The organism is Methanofervidicoccus abyssi (assembly GCF_004310395.1).
Lineage (GTDB): Archaea > AGJL01 > Methanococci > Methanococcales > Methanococcaceae > Methanofervidicoccus > Methanofervidicoccus abyssi.
Genome location: NZ_BFAX01000002.1, coordinates 19,423 through 36,114, shown reverse-complemented (window position 1 = coordinate 36,114; position 16,692 = coordinate 19,423). Strand labels below are relative to the sequence as shown.

Annotated in this window: 20 protein-coding genes; 17 read left to right on the top strand and 3 right to left on the bottom strand. The window is 34.1% G+C overall.

What is annotated here, in order from left to right:
• Position 1 precedes the first annotated feature (1 nt).
• From MHHB_RS01605 to MHHB_RS01540, 14 genes are all read left to right on the top strand, one after another.
• Positions 2–640 carry a flagellin gene (locus MHHB_RS01605; RefSeq protein WP_131006884.1) on the top strand — a complete coding sequence of 213 codons (639 nt, stop codon included), beginning with the start codon at positions 2–4 and terminating at the stop codon, positions 638–640.
• A gap of 65 nt (positions 641–705) precedes the next feature.
• Entirely contained in the window at positions 706–1,344 is a 639-nt protein-coding gene (locus tag MHHB_RS01600) for a flagellin (protein ID WP_131006884.1), read from the top strand.
• A gap of 65 nt (positions 1,345–1,409) precedes the next feature.
• Positions 1,410–2,060 (top strand): flagellin, encoded by a 651-nt coding sequence (locus MHHB_RS01595; RefSeq protein WP_131006883.1) that lies wholly within the window; start codon positions 1,410–1,412, stop codon positions 2,058–2,060.
• Between the two features lie 122 nt (positions 2,061–2,182).
• Positions 2,183–2,626: a flagella accessory protein C gene (locus MHHB_RS01590; RefSeq protein WP_131006882.1), complete on the top strand. Its 444-nt coding sequence runs from the start codon at positions 2,183–2,185 to the stop codon at positions 2,624–2,626.
• The gene (locus MHHB_RS01585; RefSeq protein ID WP_131006881.1) at positions 2,619–3,560 is read left to right on the top strand and encodes a FlaD/FlaE family flagellar protein; all 942 of its coding nucleotides are present in this window, start codon (positions 2,619–2,621) and stop codon (positions 3,558–3,560) included. The genes MHHB_RS01590 and MHHB_RS01585 overlap by 8 nt, the downstream gene beginning before the upstream one ends.
• A 23-nt stretch (positions 3,561–3,583) precedes the next feature.
• The gene (locus MHHB_RS01580; RefSeq protein ID WP_131006880.1) at positions 3,584–3,991 is read left to right on the top strand and encodes a FlaD/FlaE family flagellar protein; all 408 of its coding nucleotides are present in this window, start codon (positions 3,584–3,586) and stop codon (positions 3,989–3,991) included.
• Entirely contained in the window at positions 3,981–4,388 is a 408-nt protein-coding gene (locus tag MHHB_RS01575) for a flagellar protein F (protein ID WP_131006879.1), read from the top strand. The genes MHHB_RS01580 and MHHB_RS01575 overlap by 11 nt, the downstream gene beginning before the upstream one ends.
• A gap of 94 nt (positions 4,389–4,482) precedes the next feature.
• On the top strand, positions 4,483–4,938 hold the full coding sequence (locus tag MHHB_RS01570; protein ID WP_131006878.1) for a flagellar protein G: 456 nt from the start codon (positions 4,483–4,485) through the stop codon (positions 4,936–4,938).
• Positions 4,939–4,948: 10 nt separating this feature from the next.
• Positions 4,949–5,641 (top strand): ATPase domain-containing protein, encoded by a 693-nt coding sequence (locus MHHB_RS01565; protein WP_131006877.1) that lies wholly within the window; start codon positions 4,949–4,951, stop codon positions 5,639–5,641.
• Between the two features lie 16 nt (positions 5,642–5,657).
• Positions 5,658–7,292 carry a type II/IV secretion system ATPase subunit gene (locus MHHB_RS01560; protein WP_131006876.1) on the top strand — a complete coding sequence of 545 codons (1,635 nt, stop codon included), beginning with the start codon at positions 5,658–5,660 and terminating at the stop codon, positions 7,290–7,292.
• A 10-nt stretch (positions 7,293–7,302) separates the two neighbouring features.
• Positions 7,303–8,982, top strand: coding sequence for an archaellar assembly protein FlaJ (flaJ, locus tag MHHB_RS01555; RefSeq protein ID WP_131006875.1), 1,680 nt, complete (start codon positions 7,303–7,305; stop codon positions 8,980–8,982).
• A gap of 507 nt (positions 8,983–9,489) precedes the next feature.
• Positions 9,490–9,786, top strand: coding sequence for a 50S ribosomal protein L21e (locus MHHB_RS01550; protein ID WP_131006874.1), 297 nt, complete (start codon positions 9,490–9,492; stop codon positions 9,784–9,786).
• Positions 9,787–9,810: 24 nt separating this feature from the next.
• Positions 9,811–10,140: an RNA polymerase Rpb4 family protein gene (locus tag MHHB_RS01545; RefSeq protein ID WP_131006873.1), complete on the top strand. Its 330-nt coding sequence runs from the start codon at positions 9,811–9,813 to the stop codon at positions 10,138–10,140.
• 87 nt (positions 10,141–10,227) lie between these two features.
• Entirely contained in the window at positions 10,228–10,809 is a 582-nt protein-coding gene (locus tag MHHB_RS01540; RefSeq protein WP_131006872.1) for a DUF655 domain-containing protein, read from the top strand.
• Positions 10,810–10,826: 17 nt separating this feature from the next.
• Here MHHB_RS01540 and MHHB_RS01535 read toward each other — a convergent pair whose 3' ends face one another.
• Together MHHB_RS01535 and MHHB_RS01530 are read right to left on the bottom strand one after the other, a co-directional pair.
• A complete protein-coding gene (locus MHHB_RS01535; RefSeq protein ID WP_131006871.1) occupies positions 10,827–12,044 on the bottom strand; it encodes an acetylornithine transaminase in 1,218 nt (405 codons plus the stop codon).
• A gap of 537 nt (positions 12,045–12,581) precedes the next feature.
• Positions 12,582–13,910 carry a tRNA pseudouridine(54/55) synthase Pus10 gene (locus tag MHHB_RS01530; protein ID WP_131006870.1) on the bottom strand — a complete coding sequence of 443 codons (1,329 nt, stop codon included), beginning with the start codon at positions 13,908–13,910 and terminating at the stop codon, positions 12,582–12,584.
• Positions 13,911–14,119: 209 nt separating this feature from the next.
• Between MHHB_RS01530 and MHHB_RS01525 the strand changes: the two genes are divergently transcribed.
• On the top strand, positions 14,120–14,506 hold the full coding sequence (locus MHHB_RS01525) for an HTH domain-containing protein (protein ID WP_131006869.1): 387 nt from the start codon (positions 14,120–14,122) through the stop codon (positions 14,504–14,506).
• Here MHHB_RS01525 and MHHB_RS01520 read toward each other — a convergent pair.
• Positions 14,503–14,850, bottom strand: coding sequence for a monovalent cation/H+ antiporter subunit E (locus MHHB_RS01520; protein WP_131007056.1), 348 nt, complete (start codon positions 14,848–14,850; stop codon positions 14,503–14,505). The genes MHHB_RS01525 and MHHB_RS01520 overlap by 4 nt on opposite strands.
• Before the next feature lie 77 nt (positions 14,851–14,927).
• Here MHHB_RS01520 and pfdA point away from each other — a divergent pair, with 77 nt between their 5' ends.
• Both pfdA and MHHB_RS01510 read left to right on the top strand, forming a co-directional pair.
• A complete protein-coding gene (gene pfdA, locus MHHB_RS01515) occupies positions 14,928–15,356 on the top strand; it encodes a prefoldin subunit alpha (protein ID WP_131006868.1) in 429 nt (142 codons plus the stop codon).
• A gap of 268 nt (positions 15,357–15,624) precedes the next feature.
• Positions 15,625–16,668 (top strand): mRNA surveillance protein pelota, encoded by a 1,044-nt coding sequence (locus tag MHHB_RS01510; protein WP_131006867.1) that lies wholly within the window; start codon positions 15,625–15,627, stop codon positions 16,666–16,668.
• Positions 16,669–16,692: the final 24 nt, after the last annotated feature.

The following is a 16,692-nucleotide window of genomic DNA, read 5'->3' as shown; positions in this document are numbered from 1 at the left end:
TATGGAAGGGTTTATTAAAAGTAAAAGAGGAGCAATGGGTATTGGAACCCTGATAATCTTCATAGCTATGGTATTAGTAGCAGCAGTTGCAGCAAGTGTGTTAATAAATACAAGTGGATTCTTGCAGCAGAAAGCATCCTCCACAGGTAAGCAAAGTACAGAACAGGTTGCAAGTGGTATTAACATATTGGAGATTGATGGAGAGCACAATGGGACCAACATAAACAGAACTGCTATATATATCACACCAAATGCAGGAAGTGCTCCAATTGATTTGAGCCAAGCGGTTGTAATGATAAGTGATGGTGAAAAAAGATTAGTTGCAAAGTATGATCCTAACATTTATTATGATTTAAGTAATGGTGGATCATTATTTGATACCGTCAATTGGAGTGGACTAAACTCATCAAAATTTGGAATAGTAGTCATTCAAGATGCTGATGGGTCCTGTAAGCAGGATACACCAGTAATAGACAGGGGAGATATTGTAGCAATCGTATTAAATACAACAGCATTAAATATGGGACCAAGATCAACTATAACAGGAAGTGTACAACCTGAATTTGGTGCTCCAGCCATAATATCCTTTACAACACCAGCAACATATTTAAGTGATATGGAAGTAGTTCGACTTCAATAATTAACAATCTTACTTTTTAACAATCTTTCTATCTCTCCTTACAAAAATTTTTTAGGTGGATTGTTATGGAAGGGTTTATTAAAAGTAAAAGAGGAGCAATGGGTATTGGAACCCTGATAATCTTCATAGCTATGGTATTAGTAGCAGCAGTTGCAGCAAGTGTGTTAATAAATACAAGTGGATTCTTGCAGCAGAAAGCATCCTCCACAGGTAAGCAAAGTACAGAACAGGTTGCAAGTGGTATTAACATATTGGAGATTGATGGAGAGCACAATGGGACCAACATAAACAGAACTGCTATATATATCACACCAAATGCAGGAAGTGCTCCAATTGATTTGAGCCAAGCGGTTGTAATGATAAGTGATGGTGAAAAAAGATTAGTTGCAAAGTATGATCCTAACATTTATTATGATTTAAGTAATGGTGGATCATTATTTGATACCGTCAATTGGAGTGGACTAAACTCATCAAAATTTGGAATAGTAGTCATTCAAGATGCTGATGGGTCCTGTAAGCAGGATACACCAGTAATAGACAGGGGAGATATTGTAGCAATCGTATTAAATACAACAGCATTAAATATGGGACCAAGATCAACTATAACAGGAAGTGTACAACCTGAATTTGGTGCTCCAGCCATAATATCCTTTACAACACCAGCAACATATTTAAGTGATATGGAAGTAGTTCGACTTCAATAATTAACAATCTTACTTTTTAACAATCTTTCTATCTCTCCTTACAAAAATTTTTTAGGTGGATTGTTATGGAAGGGTTTATCAAAAGCAAAAAAGGAGCAATAGGTATTGGAACCCTGATAATCTTCATAGCTCTAGTACTGGTTGCAGCGGTTGCAGCAGCTGTAATAATAAACACAGCAGGACACTTGCAACAGAAGGCTTCTGCTGTTGGTAGGGAAAGCGTAAAACAGGTTGCAAGTGGGATCCAAGTTATTAAAGTTGTTGGTTATGCAAATAATACCAGTAATATTGATAAACTGGCAATAATTATTAGTCCTAACATTGGAGATAGTATAGATCTTAATTCCACTATAGTTGTGCTATCCGATGGTGACATAAAAATGTCGTTAGTATATTCAGGTTCAGGTCATATATCACACGCCGAGAAAAATGGTACATATAACATATTTGATGGAAATGCATGGATAAATGATAATGAAAGTAAGTTTGGAGTAATAGTATTACAAGATGATGATGGTTCTACCAATAATACTCAACACCCAACTATCAACTACGGAGATAAAGTAGTCCTTACTGTAAATGTAGGAGAATTATTAGGTGGAATTCCACCAAGAAAACATGTATTTGGGGAAGTTATTCCTGAATATGGGGCTTCAGGAGTAATTGATTTTATAACACCATCTACATACACTACACATGTAATAGATCTCCAGTAAAATGGTGGGACTATGCCCAATATAGCGGAGATAATTGAAGAGATAAAAAAAAAATAGCATTCGGTAAAAAGAAAGGAGAAAAGGAAGGGGAATTAGAGGGAGAATTTGTAATTGAAGAGGAAATGGTAGAAACCGGAGGCGAAGAATTGGCCGCGGCGAATGAAGAACTTCTTGCTAAAATCGAGGAGTTGGAATCCAAATTTCCAAAAATAGAGATGATGATCACCAACCTTAGAAAAGAAAACGAAACTTTACGGGAGAGCATAGATAAGATCAATGAAAATTTTCAGGATATTATGGCACTTTACGAAGTAGTTTCCAATCAAATAAATCCTTTTATTGGAATTTCAAAAATTACTGCTACTAGTATGGAAAAATTGGAAAAACTAGAGTATGAGACAAAAATTCTCAGGAAAAAAATAGATGAATTACAGAAAGATGTGGTAATCTTAGCAGATATTTATCTAAGACAGTACGATATAGACATAAACGATATTATAGAAGATATACTTGCTGAAGAAGAGATCTCCAAAATAATATCAAGAGAGGAGGATATCCATGATTAGCGAGACAGAAGTCCTCTCATCCACATCCTCTATAGAAGAGGAATACTTAACTGATGATGAACTGGAAGAATATTTAGAAAATTTAAAAACTAAAATCCCTTCATTTATAGTTGAACTTTTAAAAAATAATTTAAAAAATAGGAGATTGACTAAAAGCCAGTTAGATAGAATAGTTACCAGGATAACTGATCTATACTTAGGTAAAAGGCCTGAAGATAAAAAAACTGAAGAATTAATGGAAAGAATTAACGAATTAAGTAAAAAATTAGATGCACTGATGAAAGTTGCTGCAATTACTTCTGCAACAAAAATCTCAGAGGATATAAAAAAGGAAATATCAAAATTAGAAGAAGAAAAAGAAATTAAAAAGGAAGAAAAACAAGAAACAGAAAGTGAAGAAATAGCGCCTCAAGAAATAGAAGAAACTGTAGAGACTGGAGAAGAAGAAAGTACTTCAGAACCCTTAGAAAAACCAGCCTCCGAAACAACCTCTACTGAAATACCTCCTATCTCTGAGAAAAAAGAAGGTGGTATTAGTATGACCTCTGAAATACAGAAGATAAGTGAGAAGAAGTACAGATTAGAAGAATTACCTGAAGATACACTGTCTACAATGTTGGTGTTTAAATGGTTAGAGTTCCTGATAGGTAGGGTTGGTCTGAACAACCTAATCGACATACTTGACTACTACTACAACTTAGGATGGATATCTGAAAAAGTAGTAAACAGACTGATAAAAATATCAAAGAATATGAAATATTTAAATGAAGATCTTAGAAAGCCTGTAGATAAAATGATACCAGAAGATCACATTGTTTCACTCCTGTATATAGAAAAATTGGCAGGTAGGCCAATACCTATAGATGAACTGGAGAACATAGACAGAGAGATCAATAGAATAAGAAAATGGGCTGAAGAATTACAGTTTATTTAAAAAAATTCAAGGAGGGATCTACTATGGATACCACATCACTATCATCTATATTGCTTGAAACCCATAGACCTGCTAAGTTGGAGAAGATACCTGACGATCCTATATCCATAATATTTGCCTTTAAATGGATAGAATATCTCTCTGAAAAAGTTGGATATTCAAATATTCCAGATGTGTTGGAGTTTTACTACAATTTAGGGTGGCTCTCTGACAGAGCAGTGTTGGATCTACTGAAGTTCTTAAAGGGTATTAGACCCGGAATTGAAGAAGAAGAGGAATTACCTCCAAGATTAACTATTACCGATCATTTAGTCTCACTACTCTTCATAGAGAGATTAAACGGTAAGAAGATTTCCAGTGATATATTGGATAGAATAGAGTGGGAAATAAGAAGAATTAAAAAGGGGGTTGAAGAGTACTATGGGGTTTAGTTCCATTGTAGGAACAGTAGTAATTCTTTCAACTTTGCTGGTTTGTGCAATATATCTATACACTTCTATGGATCTGAATATAGAAAAGATATCCAAAGCCTACTCAGATTATATAGAGTTGGAGAATAAAAAGTTACGTGAAAGGTTGGAAATAATATCGGCGGTAAATTCCTCAAATATTATAAACATAACTGTTAAGAATGACGGTTCTGTGGTTCTTGAACCTTCAAAATGGACAGTATTATACAACGGGACTCCAATAAACTTCAGTGTCTATCCCAATGTAAAGTATCTCTTTCCCCTCAATACTGTGAATATCAGTATTAATGCCACTGCACCGGCAAGACTGTGTATAATATCTGAATACGGTAACAAATACTACTATAGTATTCCATAAATATTTTTAACTTTTTAAAATAATAATTATAAACATTATGAAGATTTACTAGTATTTATTTTTTATCCCTGTAGGGATATCCAAAGGTGATTTAATGGCTTCTAATATATTTTCAGAGATGATTTTATTTGTCAGTGTTTTAATAATTGCCGCCGCTGTCACTGGAATCTTAGTCACTACCACCCATGAGATTTCCCTTGGAATAAATGACAAGGGAGATCTCCTATCCTCAAGGTTATCTCAAGATTTTGAAATAATCAATGATCCAGAGAATGTTCCTAGGGATGTTTCAACAGGTACTATATTAATCTACATAAAAAACACTGGAAAATCACCGATAACCTTCAATAAGGATGTACTTACTGTAATGATAGATGGAGATGTTGTTCCTATAATATCTACAGAAGTTATTGGCAATGAAACACTAGAGGTGCTTTATCCTTCAATGGTAGGTAGTATAAACGTAAGTTACAATAATACAGGGTATCACGTGATAAAGGTTATCACTGATAGTGGTATAATTAGGTCGTTGAAGGTGTATATCCAATAAGGTGATTTTTATGAAACTTGCAAAAATTGAACTTAGTAGAGATGATATTCATAAAAGGTTGGGAGGGGGTATTCCTTATGGTAGTATAATACTTATAGAAGGGGAAGAAGCTACAGGAAAGTCAGTGGTAGCCCAGAGATTAACATACGGTTTTTTACAGAATGCTCACTCAGTTACTTATATATCAACCCAATTAACCACTTTAGAATTCGTAAAACAGATGATGTCGTTAAATTACAACATAAATAAAAAGTTGTTAAACGGTGTTTTGCTATATATACCTGTATATCCTCTCATATCTGACAACCTTCAGAGAGATAATTTTCTAAGAAAAATTATGGAAACCCGTGAATTTTATGAAAAGGATGTAATTGTATATGACAGTTTATCCTCCCTTATAATAAATGATGTAAGTGAAGTGAAGGTGAATGATTTAGTTGCTTTTTTTAAAAGAATCGCGGCGATGAACAAAATCATAATTTACACTGTAAATCCAAAGGAGTTACCTGGGTCTATTTTAACTATGCTTAGAACAGCTGCGACAATAGTGATGAAGACGGAGATCTACACCTTTGGTGGAAATATTAAAAATATTTTGAAGATAGAAAAGTACAACCTAGCAAAGGGACCATACCAAAAAACTATGGTATTCAGAGTTGAGCCTAAGTTAGGTATTGCAGTTGAGATATCCTCGATAGCATAATTTACATGGTGGTATCATGGTGGATGAATTTAAAAATAGTATGAGGAGGAATCCACATTTACGTAGGTACGTCGAAAATTTTAAAAAAACTTACTTAAAAATACCTGAATTTATGATATCCCTTTCTCGAGAACTAAAAGAGCTGAAATACCCCAATATTATATATCCAATTGGTGACCCCATCTTTATCCACATATTTGGTTCTCCTGAGGTAAAAACTAAATATATCGTTATAGAGCCTAGGTTAGAAACCCATGAAGAGAAATTACTGTATAAAAAGATAATGGATAAGCTGTTGGAGTATGCTCCTTACGAAGATTCTCCAGAAGACGACGAGGAATTTGAGAGGGTACTGACAAACATGTTCAACAGGGTTACAAAAGTAGTGGAGAATAAAAAAAAGAAGAGTATACTATCTAGGTTATTCAGCACTGGAAAAATAGAACTTACAAAATATGAGAGAGATAAATTTTTATACTTACTAAAAAGAGACTTGATAGGATTAGGAGTACTTGAACCTATTAAGAGAGATCCCTATATAGAAGATATACATGTAATAGGTGCCCATGCCTGCCATATAGTTCATAAGATATTTGACATGCTTCCAACCAATATCGCATGGGACGATGATAGAGAACTTGCCGACTATCTAAAAAACCTATGTGAAAGGATAGGAAGACCTGTGTCTGATGCAAACCCTATTGTCGATGGATCCCTTCCCGATGGCTCAAGGATAAACATAATTTACTCCACAGACGTATCTCTAAAAGGACCATCATTTACCATTAGGAAATTTACAGAGGTTCCAATTAGTATTACCCAGATCATCAGTTGGGGGACCATGTCTGCTCAAACTGCAGCCTATCTATGGCTCTGTTTGGAATATGGAATGAGTATATTCATCTGTGGAGAGACTGCTTCTGGTAAAACTACAACATTAAATGCTATCCTACCCTTTATTAAACCAAAATCTAAGATATTCTCATGTGAAGATACTGCAGAAGTAAAGGCCCCCCATCCTGTATGGCAACAGTTACTAACAAGGGAGAGAGGCCCTGAGGAGAGTAGAGTTACACTTTTCGACCTGTTAAGAGCAGCGTTGAGATCTAGGCCTAATTATATCATTGTTGGAGAGATAAGAAGTGTAGAAGGTGCCGTAGCATTCCAGGCTATGCAAACTGGACACCCTGTTCTTTCAACATTCCACGCTGCAAATATCAAGAAGATGATTCAGAGATTAAATGGAGAACCAATCAATATTCCATTAACTTTCATGGATAACCTAAACGTGGCCTTATTCCAACTTGCGGTATACACCAGAGGTAAATTGTTGAGGAGAGTAGTTGGTGTTGAAGAGATTGAAGGCTACTATAAGGAAGTAGATGGTGTAATTACAAGGAGGGTTTTTGAATGGGACCCCCGCGAAGATACACATGTCTTTACTGGGCTTAATAACAGTTACATACTGGAAGATAAAATTGCAAAAGTGGCAGGTTACGAAGACGTGAGAGAGATATACAATGAGTTGGAATTAAGAACTAGGATACTTGAAGAGATGATAGCAAGAAAAATCTTTGGATACTATGAAGTTCTGGATATTATTTGGAATTTCTATGAAAAAGGATTAGAAGGACTCCCATTCCAAATTTAAAGGTGAAAATATGTTTTTGGATATTTTGTATAGAGTAGGGCTTACTCCCAAGGAATACCTTTTAAAATATGTACTACCTGCACTTGTAATTTCAACAGTTCTTATTGTAATAGGTCTAACGTACTTTACAGGATATGCAAAGATACTAATGTTACTTATCCCAGTGTTAATATTAATCAGTGCTATAGGATACCCTCTCATAGAGCTAGATTCCCAAAAAAACAAGATAAATGAAAAGTTACATATATTTATTACAAAATTTGGAGTGCTCTCCATTACAGATCTTGATAGAAAAGAACTTATTAAAATGTTGGCGTCTGAAAAGGAAGAACTTGGACAGTTAGCAGAAGAATCTAGAAAAATTTATGTCTTAATAAAAAGATGGAATCAATCCCTTGCAGAAGCCTGTAGATTTTTAGCTCAAAAAACTCCAAGTAGTGTATTTGCAGATTTTTTAGATAGGATGGCTTACTCCTTAGATAGTGGTGAAGATCTCAAGGAGTTTTTAATGAAGGAACAGAGTATAGTGATGAACGATTACGCTGCATTTTATAAAAGGGCTCTTTATAACTTAGATATATTTAAAGAGATGTATATTAGTGGTATTACATCCTTGGCATTCTTTGTAACCTTTGCAGTGATAGCTCCCTTTATAATCAACTATAATTTTGTAACTTCAGTGACCTTAGCTATTTTTGGATCTATAGTATTTGAGATATGTTTAGTATACATCATAAAACATAAAATGCCATCAGATAGGTTATGGCATACCGCAAATACACTCACTGCAGTAGATAGAAAACTTAGGAAGTATCTAATAATCTCCATAATTTTAACTCTGTTATTCATGGGAGTGTTATTAGGAGGTAAGTATATAGCAAATATTCCTGAACTTCAGAAAATCCCCTATCAAATACTGGTCGCATTGGGATTCACACCCCTTTTTATCGCTGGATATGTAGCTAAAAAAGAAGAAAATTTAGTTATAAGAAAAGAATTTCATTTCCCAGGATTTTTAAGATCCCTGGGAGAGTCTGTTAGTGCAAAGGGAGGTGGAATGACAGAATCCTTAAAATATCTATCGTCCCATGATTTTGGTCCCCTTACAAAGGATTTAGAAAGGCTGTATAAGAGAGTAGCTGTAAGGATAGATAATCAGAAGGCCTGGAAACTCTTCGGTGTAGAGACCTGTAGTTATCTTATACAGCTGTTTTCAGAGATGTTTGAGAGATGTGTTTTCTTAGGAGGGGATGCTGGAAAGGCTTCAGAGATTATCGGTGATAACTTCCGTAAAATAATAAACTTAAGAAAATCTAAATATCAAAGTGTTGAACAGTTTACCTCCATAGTTTATGGACTTGCAGGAGGACTTGCCCTAGCACTCTTTGCATCCTATGGAGTGGCATATATGGTAAATAAACTTTACAACACTCTCGAAATTCCTGAGGCCATGGCGACTATTATAAATATCATGACACCAGGTGATCTCACCCTTATTTCTTATCTCATGTACGGATGTTTATTAATCTACTCCTTAATTTCAGCATACTTAATTAAAGTAGTAGACGGGGGTCATCCTCAAGTTTTACTTTATCACTTTGTAATAATGGTATGGATATCTTCCTTGGTGTCATTCGGTACAGAACTGCTTATAAACAAGATGCTTGGTGCAAATATACCTATTTATTAAAGATGATGATAGATATATACATAATTTATATAGATAAAAAGTGTAAAATCTCATGAAGAAAAGGATAACTGAAAACCTAACCTGTTTCTCAGTGCCCAGTGCAGTGTAAGAATAAGGAGTATCTTGCTTTTTATATCTTTATTTGGGTTGTAGATACTTAAAAAGCATTTTTAAGAAATAGAATATAACAATTATTATAGCAATTATAGTTCTGAACAGAACCTTTTAAAATTAATAGACCCCCTCTAATAAAAAAATAAAAATTCCTAAATATCAAATCTTATCTCCTGAACAGTCCTTATGTACTGGAAAACAGAGTAGGATTTCTGTTAATTTATCTTCTTTGAAGAGTTTTTTTTCATTTTTTAACTCTCGTTATTATTTTATATAATGTGATATTTTATAGTCAATATTTTACTAACTTTTGATACTACTATACAATAATCTTTTTATAGTTGATTATAAAATTATAATTTTTATCGTTATTAAAAAGAAGGAGGAGTGAGTATGGTACAGAGGAGTAAAGGTTTCAGGAGTAAAACAAGACATAAACTTAGAAAACATCCAAGGGAGAAGGGAATGTATCCTGTTACAAGGGCATTGAAAGAGTTTAAAGTTGGAGATATCGTCCACATCGTAATAGATCCTTCAGTACATAAAGGCATGCCTCATCCAAAGTTCCATGGGAAAACTGGTATCGTAATTGGACAGAGAGGTAGGGCCTTTATCGTCAGAGTTAGAGATGGAGGAAAATACAAGGATGTTATAGTTAGACCACAACATCTAAGGGAATATAAGAAGTAATTAAAAAATTAAATTTGGATTGTTATGATAGGGAAAAAGTTAATCTCTGAAAGATACGTTACCATAGCCTGGTCAAAGGAGATGGTTAACAACAACAGAGAAAACTACGAGGAAATACCTTACGAACTCAACTGTGCACTGAGTTACTTAGAAAAATTTGCAAAATTGAGTGTTGAAGAGGCTGAAGAATTACTCAGTGAACTGAAGAGTTTAGGTTTAGATGAGAAGACCAGTGTTAAGATAGTGGATTTACTTCCTAAGGACGAAGAGGATTTAAAGGTAATATTCTACAAGTCTGATCTTCCAGAGAATGCAGAGGAAATACTAAATACAGTTCGTAAATACATTAAGTAATTTATTTTTTCTATGCTATATTGTTCTTTTATTTTAAATCCACTTATTTTTTATTTTTTTATTCTTAAATTTCAGAGGGTGTATTGTATGAAAAAACACAGAAGTAAGAAGAGAGTCTTTGAGAACTACGCTTATGTGTTAGATTTTTTACCATATGGGTATCCCGAGGAGAACATTCCTATTCATCAGAGAAAACCTGTTGCCCAAGGATTTGGCGAAAAACAGTTTGTACTTATGGAGATGATTATAAAGAAGGATCAAAGCGTGGATTTGGCTGAGAGAGTATATATTGGAAGAGGTAAAAGGGATAAAGTGGAGTATATTTCAAGAACCCTAAAATATGAGGATTTAACACCTACTGCAAAAACTGAATTACTTTACGTTATAATGGAAGCTGTTAAACGGAATGAAAAAAGGTTTGTGGATTTTATCAATAAATGTCAACCTATAACAACGAGATTACATACGCTTCAACTTCTGCCCGGAGTTGGTAAAACACTTATGTGGAAGATATTGGAGGAAAGAGAGATAAAACCCTTTGAAAGTTTTGAAGATATAGAGAAAAGAATCCATAGAAACCTCCTAAATGCCATAGCAAAGAGGATAGAGAAGGAGTTAAAAGAGCCCCAGAGATACTACCTATTTGTCAAGTGGAGGGAGAGAAAATAGTATTCTGTACTTCTATCTTAAACTTCTACCTCTGAAAATACCTCATCCAGGGTATCTACAAGGACGTCTATATGCTCCTTCTCTACAATAAGGGGAGGGAGGAATCTCAACACATTTTCCGCTGTACAGTTTATCAGATAACCCTTTTCAAGCATCTTTTTGACCACATCTTTTCCCTGGAAGGACAACTCCATGCCTATCATAAGACCAATACCTCTAACCTCTTTTATAAATGAGTATTTACTCTGTAGATTCCTCAACTTTCTCATAAAGTACTCCCCCATTTCCTCTACATGTGTTAAAAGATCTTCTACAATACTCAGAGTAACGTAGGCACTTACACAGGCCAGAGGGTTGCCACCGAAGGTAGATCCATGACTTCCAGGTGTGAAAACGTGGGCAACCTCTTCCTTAGATATGGTGGCCCCTATGGGGATCCCACCACCTAGAGCCTTTGCCAATGTTAGTATATCAGGTTTAATATCGTAGTGTTGATAGGCGAACATCTTTCCAGTCCTTCCAATACCACACTGTACCTCGTCGAATATAAGGAGAATACCTTTATCGTCACATATATCCCTAACACCTTTTAGGTATTCCTTATCTGCAACATGTATTCCCCCCTCTCCTTGAATAGGCTCTATCATTATACCTGTAGTTTTATTAGATATACTCTCCATCAGTTTATCCAAGTCGTTAAAGGGCACGTATTTGAATCCCTTTGGAAGGGGTTCAAAACCTTTTTGATACTCTACCTTTGAAGTTGCAGTTAGAGTTGCCAATGTTCTCCCATGGAATCCTCTTTCCATAGTTATTATCTCCCCTTCTCCTACTCCCATCTTTTTACCGTATTTCCTTGCAAGTTTTATGGCTCCTTCGTTTGCTTCTGCACCACTATTTGAGAAAAAGACCTTATCTAAACCTGAAAGATGTGCAAGTTTTTTTGCCAACTTCACCTGAGGAATAGTGTAATATAAGTTAGATACATGGATGAGAATCTCAAGCTGTTTCTTTACGTTTTCTATTAACTTGGGATTACAGTGTCCTATACTGTTTACACCAATCCCAGAAATAAAGTCTAAGTATCTTTTTCCTTTTACATCTTCTACATAGACACCGTTACCTCTAATAAGGACTACAGGGAGCCTTCCGTAAGTGTTCATTATATATTTTTTCTCCTCTTTAATTATAACACTCTCATCTATATCTCTGTATATCTCATTGAAGATATCCATGGGTTTTCACCGATAATAAAAATATTTAAGAATATCTATAAGGATAACTCAGAGTTTGTTATTTAAATTATTTATCTTCTCGGTAGATGCTAAAATATAAAAACTTTATGTCAATTAATTTAAAAATAAAATAATATTATTTTCAAAGATGTCTATAATATCATCCTGTTATAAAGAGATTTAAAAGTGTAAAAAACTCTTAAAAAAAGATTTGAGAGAATTTTACCTTACTTCTCCAATATTTGATGTGGTCCGGGAAATAATAGATATACTTGCCTTTATCCATAATGTATTACTTTATTTAGGTGTTTTAATATTTTTTTATTTTTTTAATTTTTGATTATAATTATTATCATTTTTTATCATTTTTATTGAGATTTTGATAGTTGTTATTAATTTAAATAGTTTTGTTTATTGCTAGAATTTTGATATATGGACATTGTCGTCCTCCTTTTTAAATACTATTTTGAGTATTGGGGAAGAAATCTCACTATCCCCACCCTTTAAAGAACGTATGTTTATAATATGTTTGTAATATTACTCATCATGGACTTTTAACACGTCTAACTCTTTACATACACATCTTTTATTTAGAATCTTAGAAACTGATGGAGAAGTTCTTCCATCATCTCCACTTATCAACTCTTTTATGTATAATCCCCCATCACAATACACCTTAAGTTTAAACCTCTTGGGATCTATCCTCTCTGTCCATGCTTTGTATACTTTACGGATTCTTACCAGATCTGCCCTTCTATGAGATACCCTTTGAGGAGTTCTCTGATACACAGTTAAATTTTCTAATTTCTTCTCTAACTCCGAAAGTTCTTTATCGGAAACCTCCTCCTCACATTCCACAAGTGCCAGATAAGTCTTTTTATGAGGTTTATTTTTAAAGGATATTATATCTTTTCTAGTACCATACTCCAAGTTAAGCACTTCGACCATTCCACTTTTGTTTATCTTTTCTCCTATCTCTTCCAGATTTACTTTCCTAACCTTAGGTTCCTTTATTTCAAGGACAAAGGGCCTTCCATCTCCAAGCATTCTTACATCGATATCTTCTCTTCCAGCACCGTGAAAGGCCTCACTTTTACCTTTAAAGGCCTCCATGAAAGGTCCTGCAATTATCTCCTCCACCGAGGTGGTGTATTTTTTTCCAGTGAAGTTACACTTTTCACATCCCTTACCTTTACAGTAGCCACAAGGCCATCTAGTCTGGGGAATACCTCTTACTAACTTTCTATACCTTCCTTTTATATATACCGGTGTAATTTGTAATTTTACCTTCTTCTTATAAGGGTTTATAAGAATGACTATATCAGGATTCTCCCTTTCGACAGTTTTAGATGTTTTTTCTATTAGTAGTTTCCCCATTGTTCTGTTGAACTCTTGTTTTATACTCTCCATGTAAGGTGTTTTTATCCTCTCCTCAAATTTTTTTATAGATTTAGGAAGTAAAGTACCAACTAAAAAGGTATCATATTCGTACTCACTTAGTAACTTTAAAGTTTTCTCCAAGATTTTTTCCAGGTTTTTTTCCTGAAATATACCTTTACACCAAGGACATTTACTGCTATCTACTTCTAAACCTTCGATAGCTCTTATCTCCGTCAATCCACTTCTGTATAGGTAGGATAGTTCTTCCTTTATTTTTTTTATCTCTTCTTCTACATCTCCCCACTTTAACCTCTCTACACCTCCAGATCTCTCTTTTAGATCGTACAACTTGGATTCCAACTCAATAGCCTTTGTCATCTTTATAGACCTTCCTCTTTCGTAGTTTGATGTATGAAGTAACTTGGCGTACAACCTTCCAAAACACCTATGACACAATGGATAACTTTTAAGTATCTCTATATCCATGATGATCCCTTTATATTGTTGTGATGGAAATTAGAAGTACCTTTTTACTACAATATAGAATTAATATAAAAATTTAATAAAAATTATAAACGATAATAATTAAAATTTTCTATCTATGGTAAAATAAGGAAATTATCATCTCTGTTTGAAATTCGTGCACATCTGTATATATTACCTGTTTATTTTAACATTCCTATTTTGGAGATACTATGGAGATCCGATACGAAGATATAAAGTTAGATTTCTGGTCCTTTCTAAGAGAAGCTTATAAAAAAAATATAAAGTTGGATCTCGGGCACTTTATTATACTAATAAAGTTGCTAGAGATAAACAAAGAGTATAACAATCTCATTAAAATACATGGGAAAAGAAATGCCAGAAAAATACTAGAAGATAAAGGAATATTTTCAAAGAATTCAGAGTATGTATCTGGAGAGTATTTAAAGAAATGTATATCTCGAAACAGTAGAGGAGCGGTGTATTCGAGAATTAAGGATTTACAATCCTTAGGATTTGAGATAAAAACCAAACCTGGAGCTTTAGGAGGATATAAATTATTAAAAACCCCTCAATGGTTCAGGTTGTTAGATTCTTAGTCCCTATCAAAAATCTTTTTTATGTAGGGCTCAAAAGGTACAATATCTTCCCTCTTTATAGGGACGATTGTGGCAACCTTTAATACTCTTCTCCTCGGATCCAGTCCTATGGTCAATGTTCCTGGAGTGAGGGTTATACTACACGCTAAGAGTACCTGTCCTATTAGACTGTTTATCTCAGTTTCTATATCTACTATCTGGGGATTTATATCACCACTTATACTTCTCTTTACTACATCCAGCCATGCCTCACTTAAGGCCTTTGTCAGTATAAACAGGTACTCTAAAACGTCAAGGAGTAGCATAACATACACCAATTTTGTAATTAATTTATAATAAAAAATAATTATAATTATCAATAATTACAAATAAGTATATATATCTTGCGATCTATACGAAATATAAAAAACAAGGTGGTATTGTGAAAAACGAAGAAGTTCAGAAACAGCTGTATCAAATAGAGATCTACAAACAACAGATAAATAGATTACAGGAAGAATTAGGTAAGATAGAAATTTTGAAGTTGGAAATTTTAAAATCTATAGAGTCTATGGAAGGATTAAAGCAATCTAAGGAGATACTTATACCTTTAGGTGGTGGAGTATTTACAAGAGTTAAAGTTCAAGACTGTGAAAATGTTATAGTTAATGTAGGTGCTGATGTCTTTGTTGAAAAATCCATCGAGGAAACCATCAGGGAGTTTAAAGAGTCGTCTAAAGAGTTAAGTAATGCCGAAAATAAAATTAAAGAACAGATATCAAAAACATTAGCAGCCATAGAAAAACTCCAAAAAGAGTTAGAGAGTAAGATAGCTCTAATGGAAAAGGGTCAAGTCCCCGAGAGTAATTAACATTACACATAATAAAAAATAATAATTAGAGTAAAAATAACAAAAAATTAATAAAAACACTTCAAAGAAGGATTAACAGAAACTTCTCTTTCTCTGGCAGTCTGAATATAAAGATTGTTTTTGCTTTTCACCTGTATTTAATCTTTTATTTAGGTCTAACAGTTTTATTTATTTTATTTTTTGATTTTAATATAATCATAATTTGAATTTTCTATTATATTATGTGTTTTATAAATATTCGTTCAACAAAATAAAAAAGGTAATACCTATGAAAATCTTAGAGGCTTCAGAGAAGGATACACTTAAAATTATACCTGAGAATTTAGATGATCTGTGGCATCTATACAACATTATAGAGAAGGGTAACATAGTATGGGCATTGACAGAGAGAAGGGTAGAAGATAAAGGAGATAAGTTGAGGGCAGATAGAGGTGCTAAGAGAAAGGTATACTTAGGAATAAAAGTAGAGAAAGTCTTCTTCCATGAGGATACAAATAGGTTGAGGGTAAGTGGCAGGATAATACATGGACCTGACGATATACCTCTTGGAGCATACCACACGATAGATATAGAGCCTTTAACAGAGGTTAGTATTCGAAAGGATTGGAAAAGATGGGATTTAGAGAGACTAAAAAGTGCGGAGGAATCTACAAAAAAACCGAAGATAGTAGTTGTTATTATGGATGACAGCGAGTGTAATGTATATCTTATAAGGGAGTACGGTGTTAAAGAGTTGGCACATATAAAATCTAATATATCTAAGAAGTTAGATCCAAAGAGGTTGGAGCAGGAGAGACATAATTACTACAGGGAAATTGTAGAGATTCTAAAACCTTACGAGGGAAAAATCCTTGTAGCAGGACCTGGATTTGGTAAGAACAATTTCCAGAAGTATCTTGCTGAAAGGTATAGTGATATCCACAGGAGAACAGTATTTGAGTCTATAAACCATACTGGAAGGTTGGGGCTTAATGAGGTTTTAAAATCTGGAATGGTAGATAGAATATACGGACAGGCAAGGTTAAGTGAAGAAACTCAATTGGTCGAAAGGCTCTTAGAGGAGATATCAAAAGAAGAGCTTGCTGTCTATGGTTTGGAGGAGGTTAAAAAGGCTATAAACTACTCTGCAGTAGATACTCTACTTATATCTGATGAGTTTCTAAGGAAAAACAGAGATCTAGCTGAAAAACTGATAAATTCCACAGAATCTATCGGAGGAAAATCTGTAATTATATCTACAGAGCACGATGCAGGAAAACAGCTGAAGGCCTTAGGTGGTATTGGGGCGATACTGAGGTTTCCTATTGAATAGTAATAAGTAAAAAATGTTTAGTAT

Excerpts from the sequence above, each read along its gene's own strand:
- MHHB_RS01585 (WP_131006881.1), top strand. The coding sequence starts at position 2,619 with ATGATTAGCGAGACAGAAGTCCTCTCATCCACATCCTCTATAGAAGAG.
- MHHB_RS01510 (WP_131006867.1), top strand. The coding sequence starts at position 15,625 with ATGAAAATCTTAGAGGCTTCAGAGAAGGATACACTTAAAATTATACCT.
- MHHB_RS01600 (WP_131006884.1), top strand. The coding sequence starts at position 706 with ATGGAAGGGTTTATTAAAAGTAAAAGAGGAGCAATGGGTATTGGAACC.
- MHHB_RS01560 (WP_131006876.1), top strand. The coding sequence starts at position 5,658 with ATGGTGGATGAATTTAAAAATAGTATGAGGAGGAATCCACATTTACGT.
- MHHB_RS01540 (WP_131006872.1), top strand. The coding sequence starts at position 10,228 with ATGAAAAAACACAGAAGTAAGAAGAGAGTCTTTGAGAACTACGCTTAT.
- MHHB_RS01590 (WP_131006882.1), top strand. The coding sequence starts at position 2,183 with ATGGTAGAAACCGGAGGCGAAGAATTGGCCGCGGCGAATGAAGAACTT.
- MHHB_RS01530 (WP_131006870.1), bottom strand. The coding sequence starts at position 13,910 with ATGGATATAGAGATACTTAAAAGTTATCCATTGTGTCATAGGTGTTTT.
- MHHB_RS01570 (WP_131006878.1), top strand. The coding sequence starts at position 4,483 with ATGGCTTCTAATATATTTTCAGAGATGATTTTATTTGTCAGTGTTTTA.
- flaJ (WP_131006875.1), top strand. The coding sequence starts at position 7,303 with ATGTTTTTGGATATTTTGTATAGAGTAGGGCTTACTCCCAAGGAATAC.
- MHHB_RS01595 (WP_131006883.1), top strand. The coding sequence starts at position 1,410 with ATGGAAGGGTTTATCAAAAGCAAAAAAGGAGCAATAGGTATTGGAACC.
- MHHB_RS01575 (WP_131006879.1), top strand. The coding sequence starts at position 3,981 with ATGGGGTTTAGTTCCATTGTAGGAACAGTAGTAATTCTTTCAACTTTG.
- MHHB_RS01545 (WP_131006873.1), top strand. The coding sequence starts at position 9,811 with ATGATAGGGAAAAAGTTAATCTCTGAAAGATACGTTACCATAGCCTGG.
- MHHB_RS01550 (WP_131006874.1), top strand. The coding sequence starts at position 9,490 with ATGGTACAGAGGAGTAAAGGTTTCAGGAGTAAAACAAGACATAAACTT.
- MHHB_RS01535 (WP_131006871.1), bottom strand. The coding sequence starts at position 12,044 with ATGGATATCTTCAATGAGATATACAGAGATATAGATGAGAGTGTTATA.
- MHHB_RS01525 (WP_131006869.1), top strand. The coding sequence starts at position 14,120 with ATGGAGATCCGATACGAAGATATAAAGTTAGATTTCTGGTCCTTTCTA.
- MHHB_RS01580 (WP_131006880.1), top strand. The coding sequence starts at position 3,584 with ATGGATACCACATCACTATCATCTATATTGCTTGAAACCCATAGACCT.
- MHHB_RS01565 (WP_131006877.1), top strand. The coding sequence starts at position 4,949 with ATGAAACTTGCAAAAATTGAACTTAGTAGAGATGATATTCATAAAAGG.
- MHHB_RS01605 (WP_131006884.1), top strand. The coding sequence starts at position 2 with ATGGAAGGGTTTATTAAAAGTAAAAGAGGAGCAATGGGTATTGGAACC.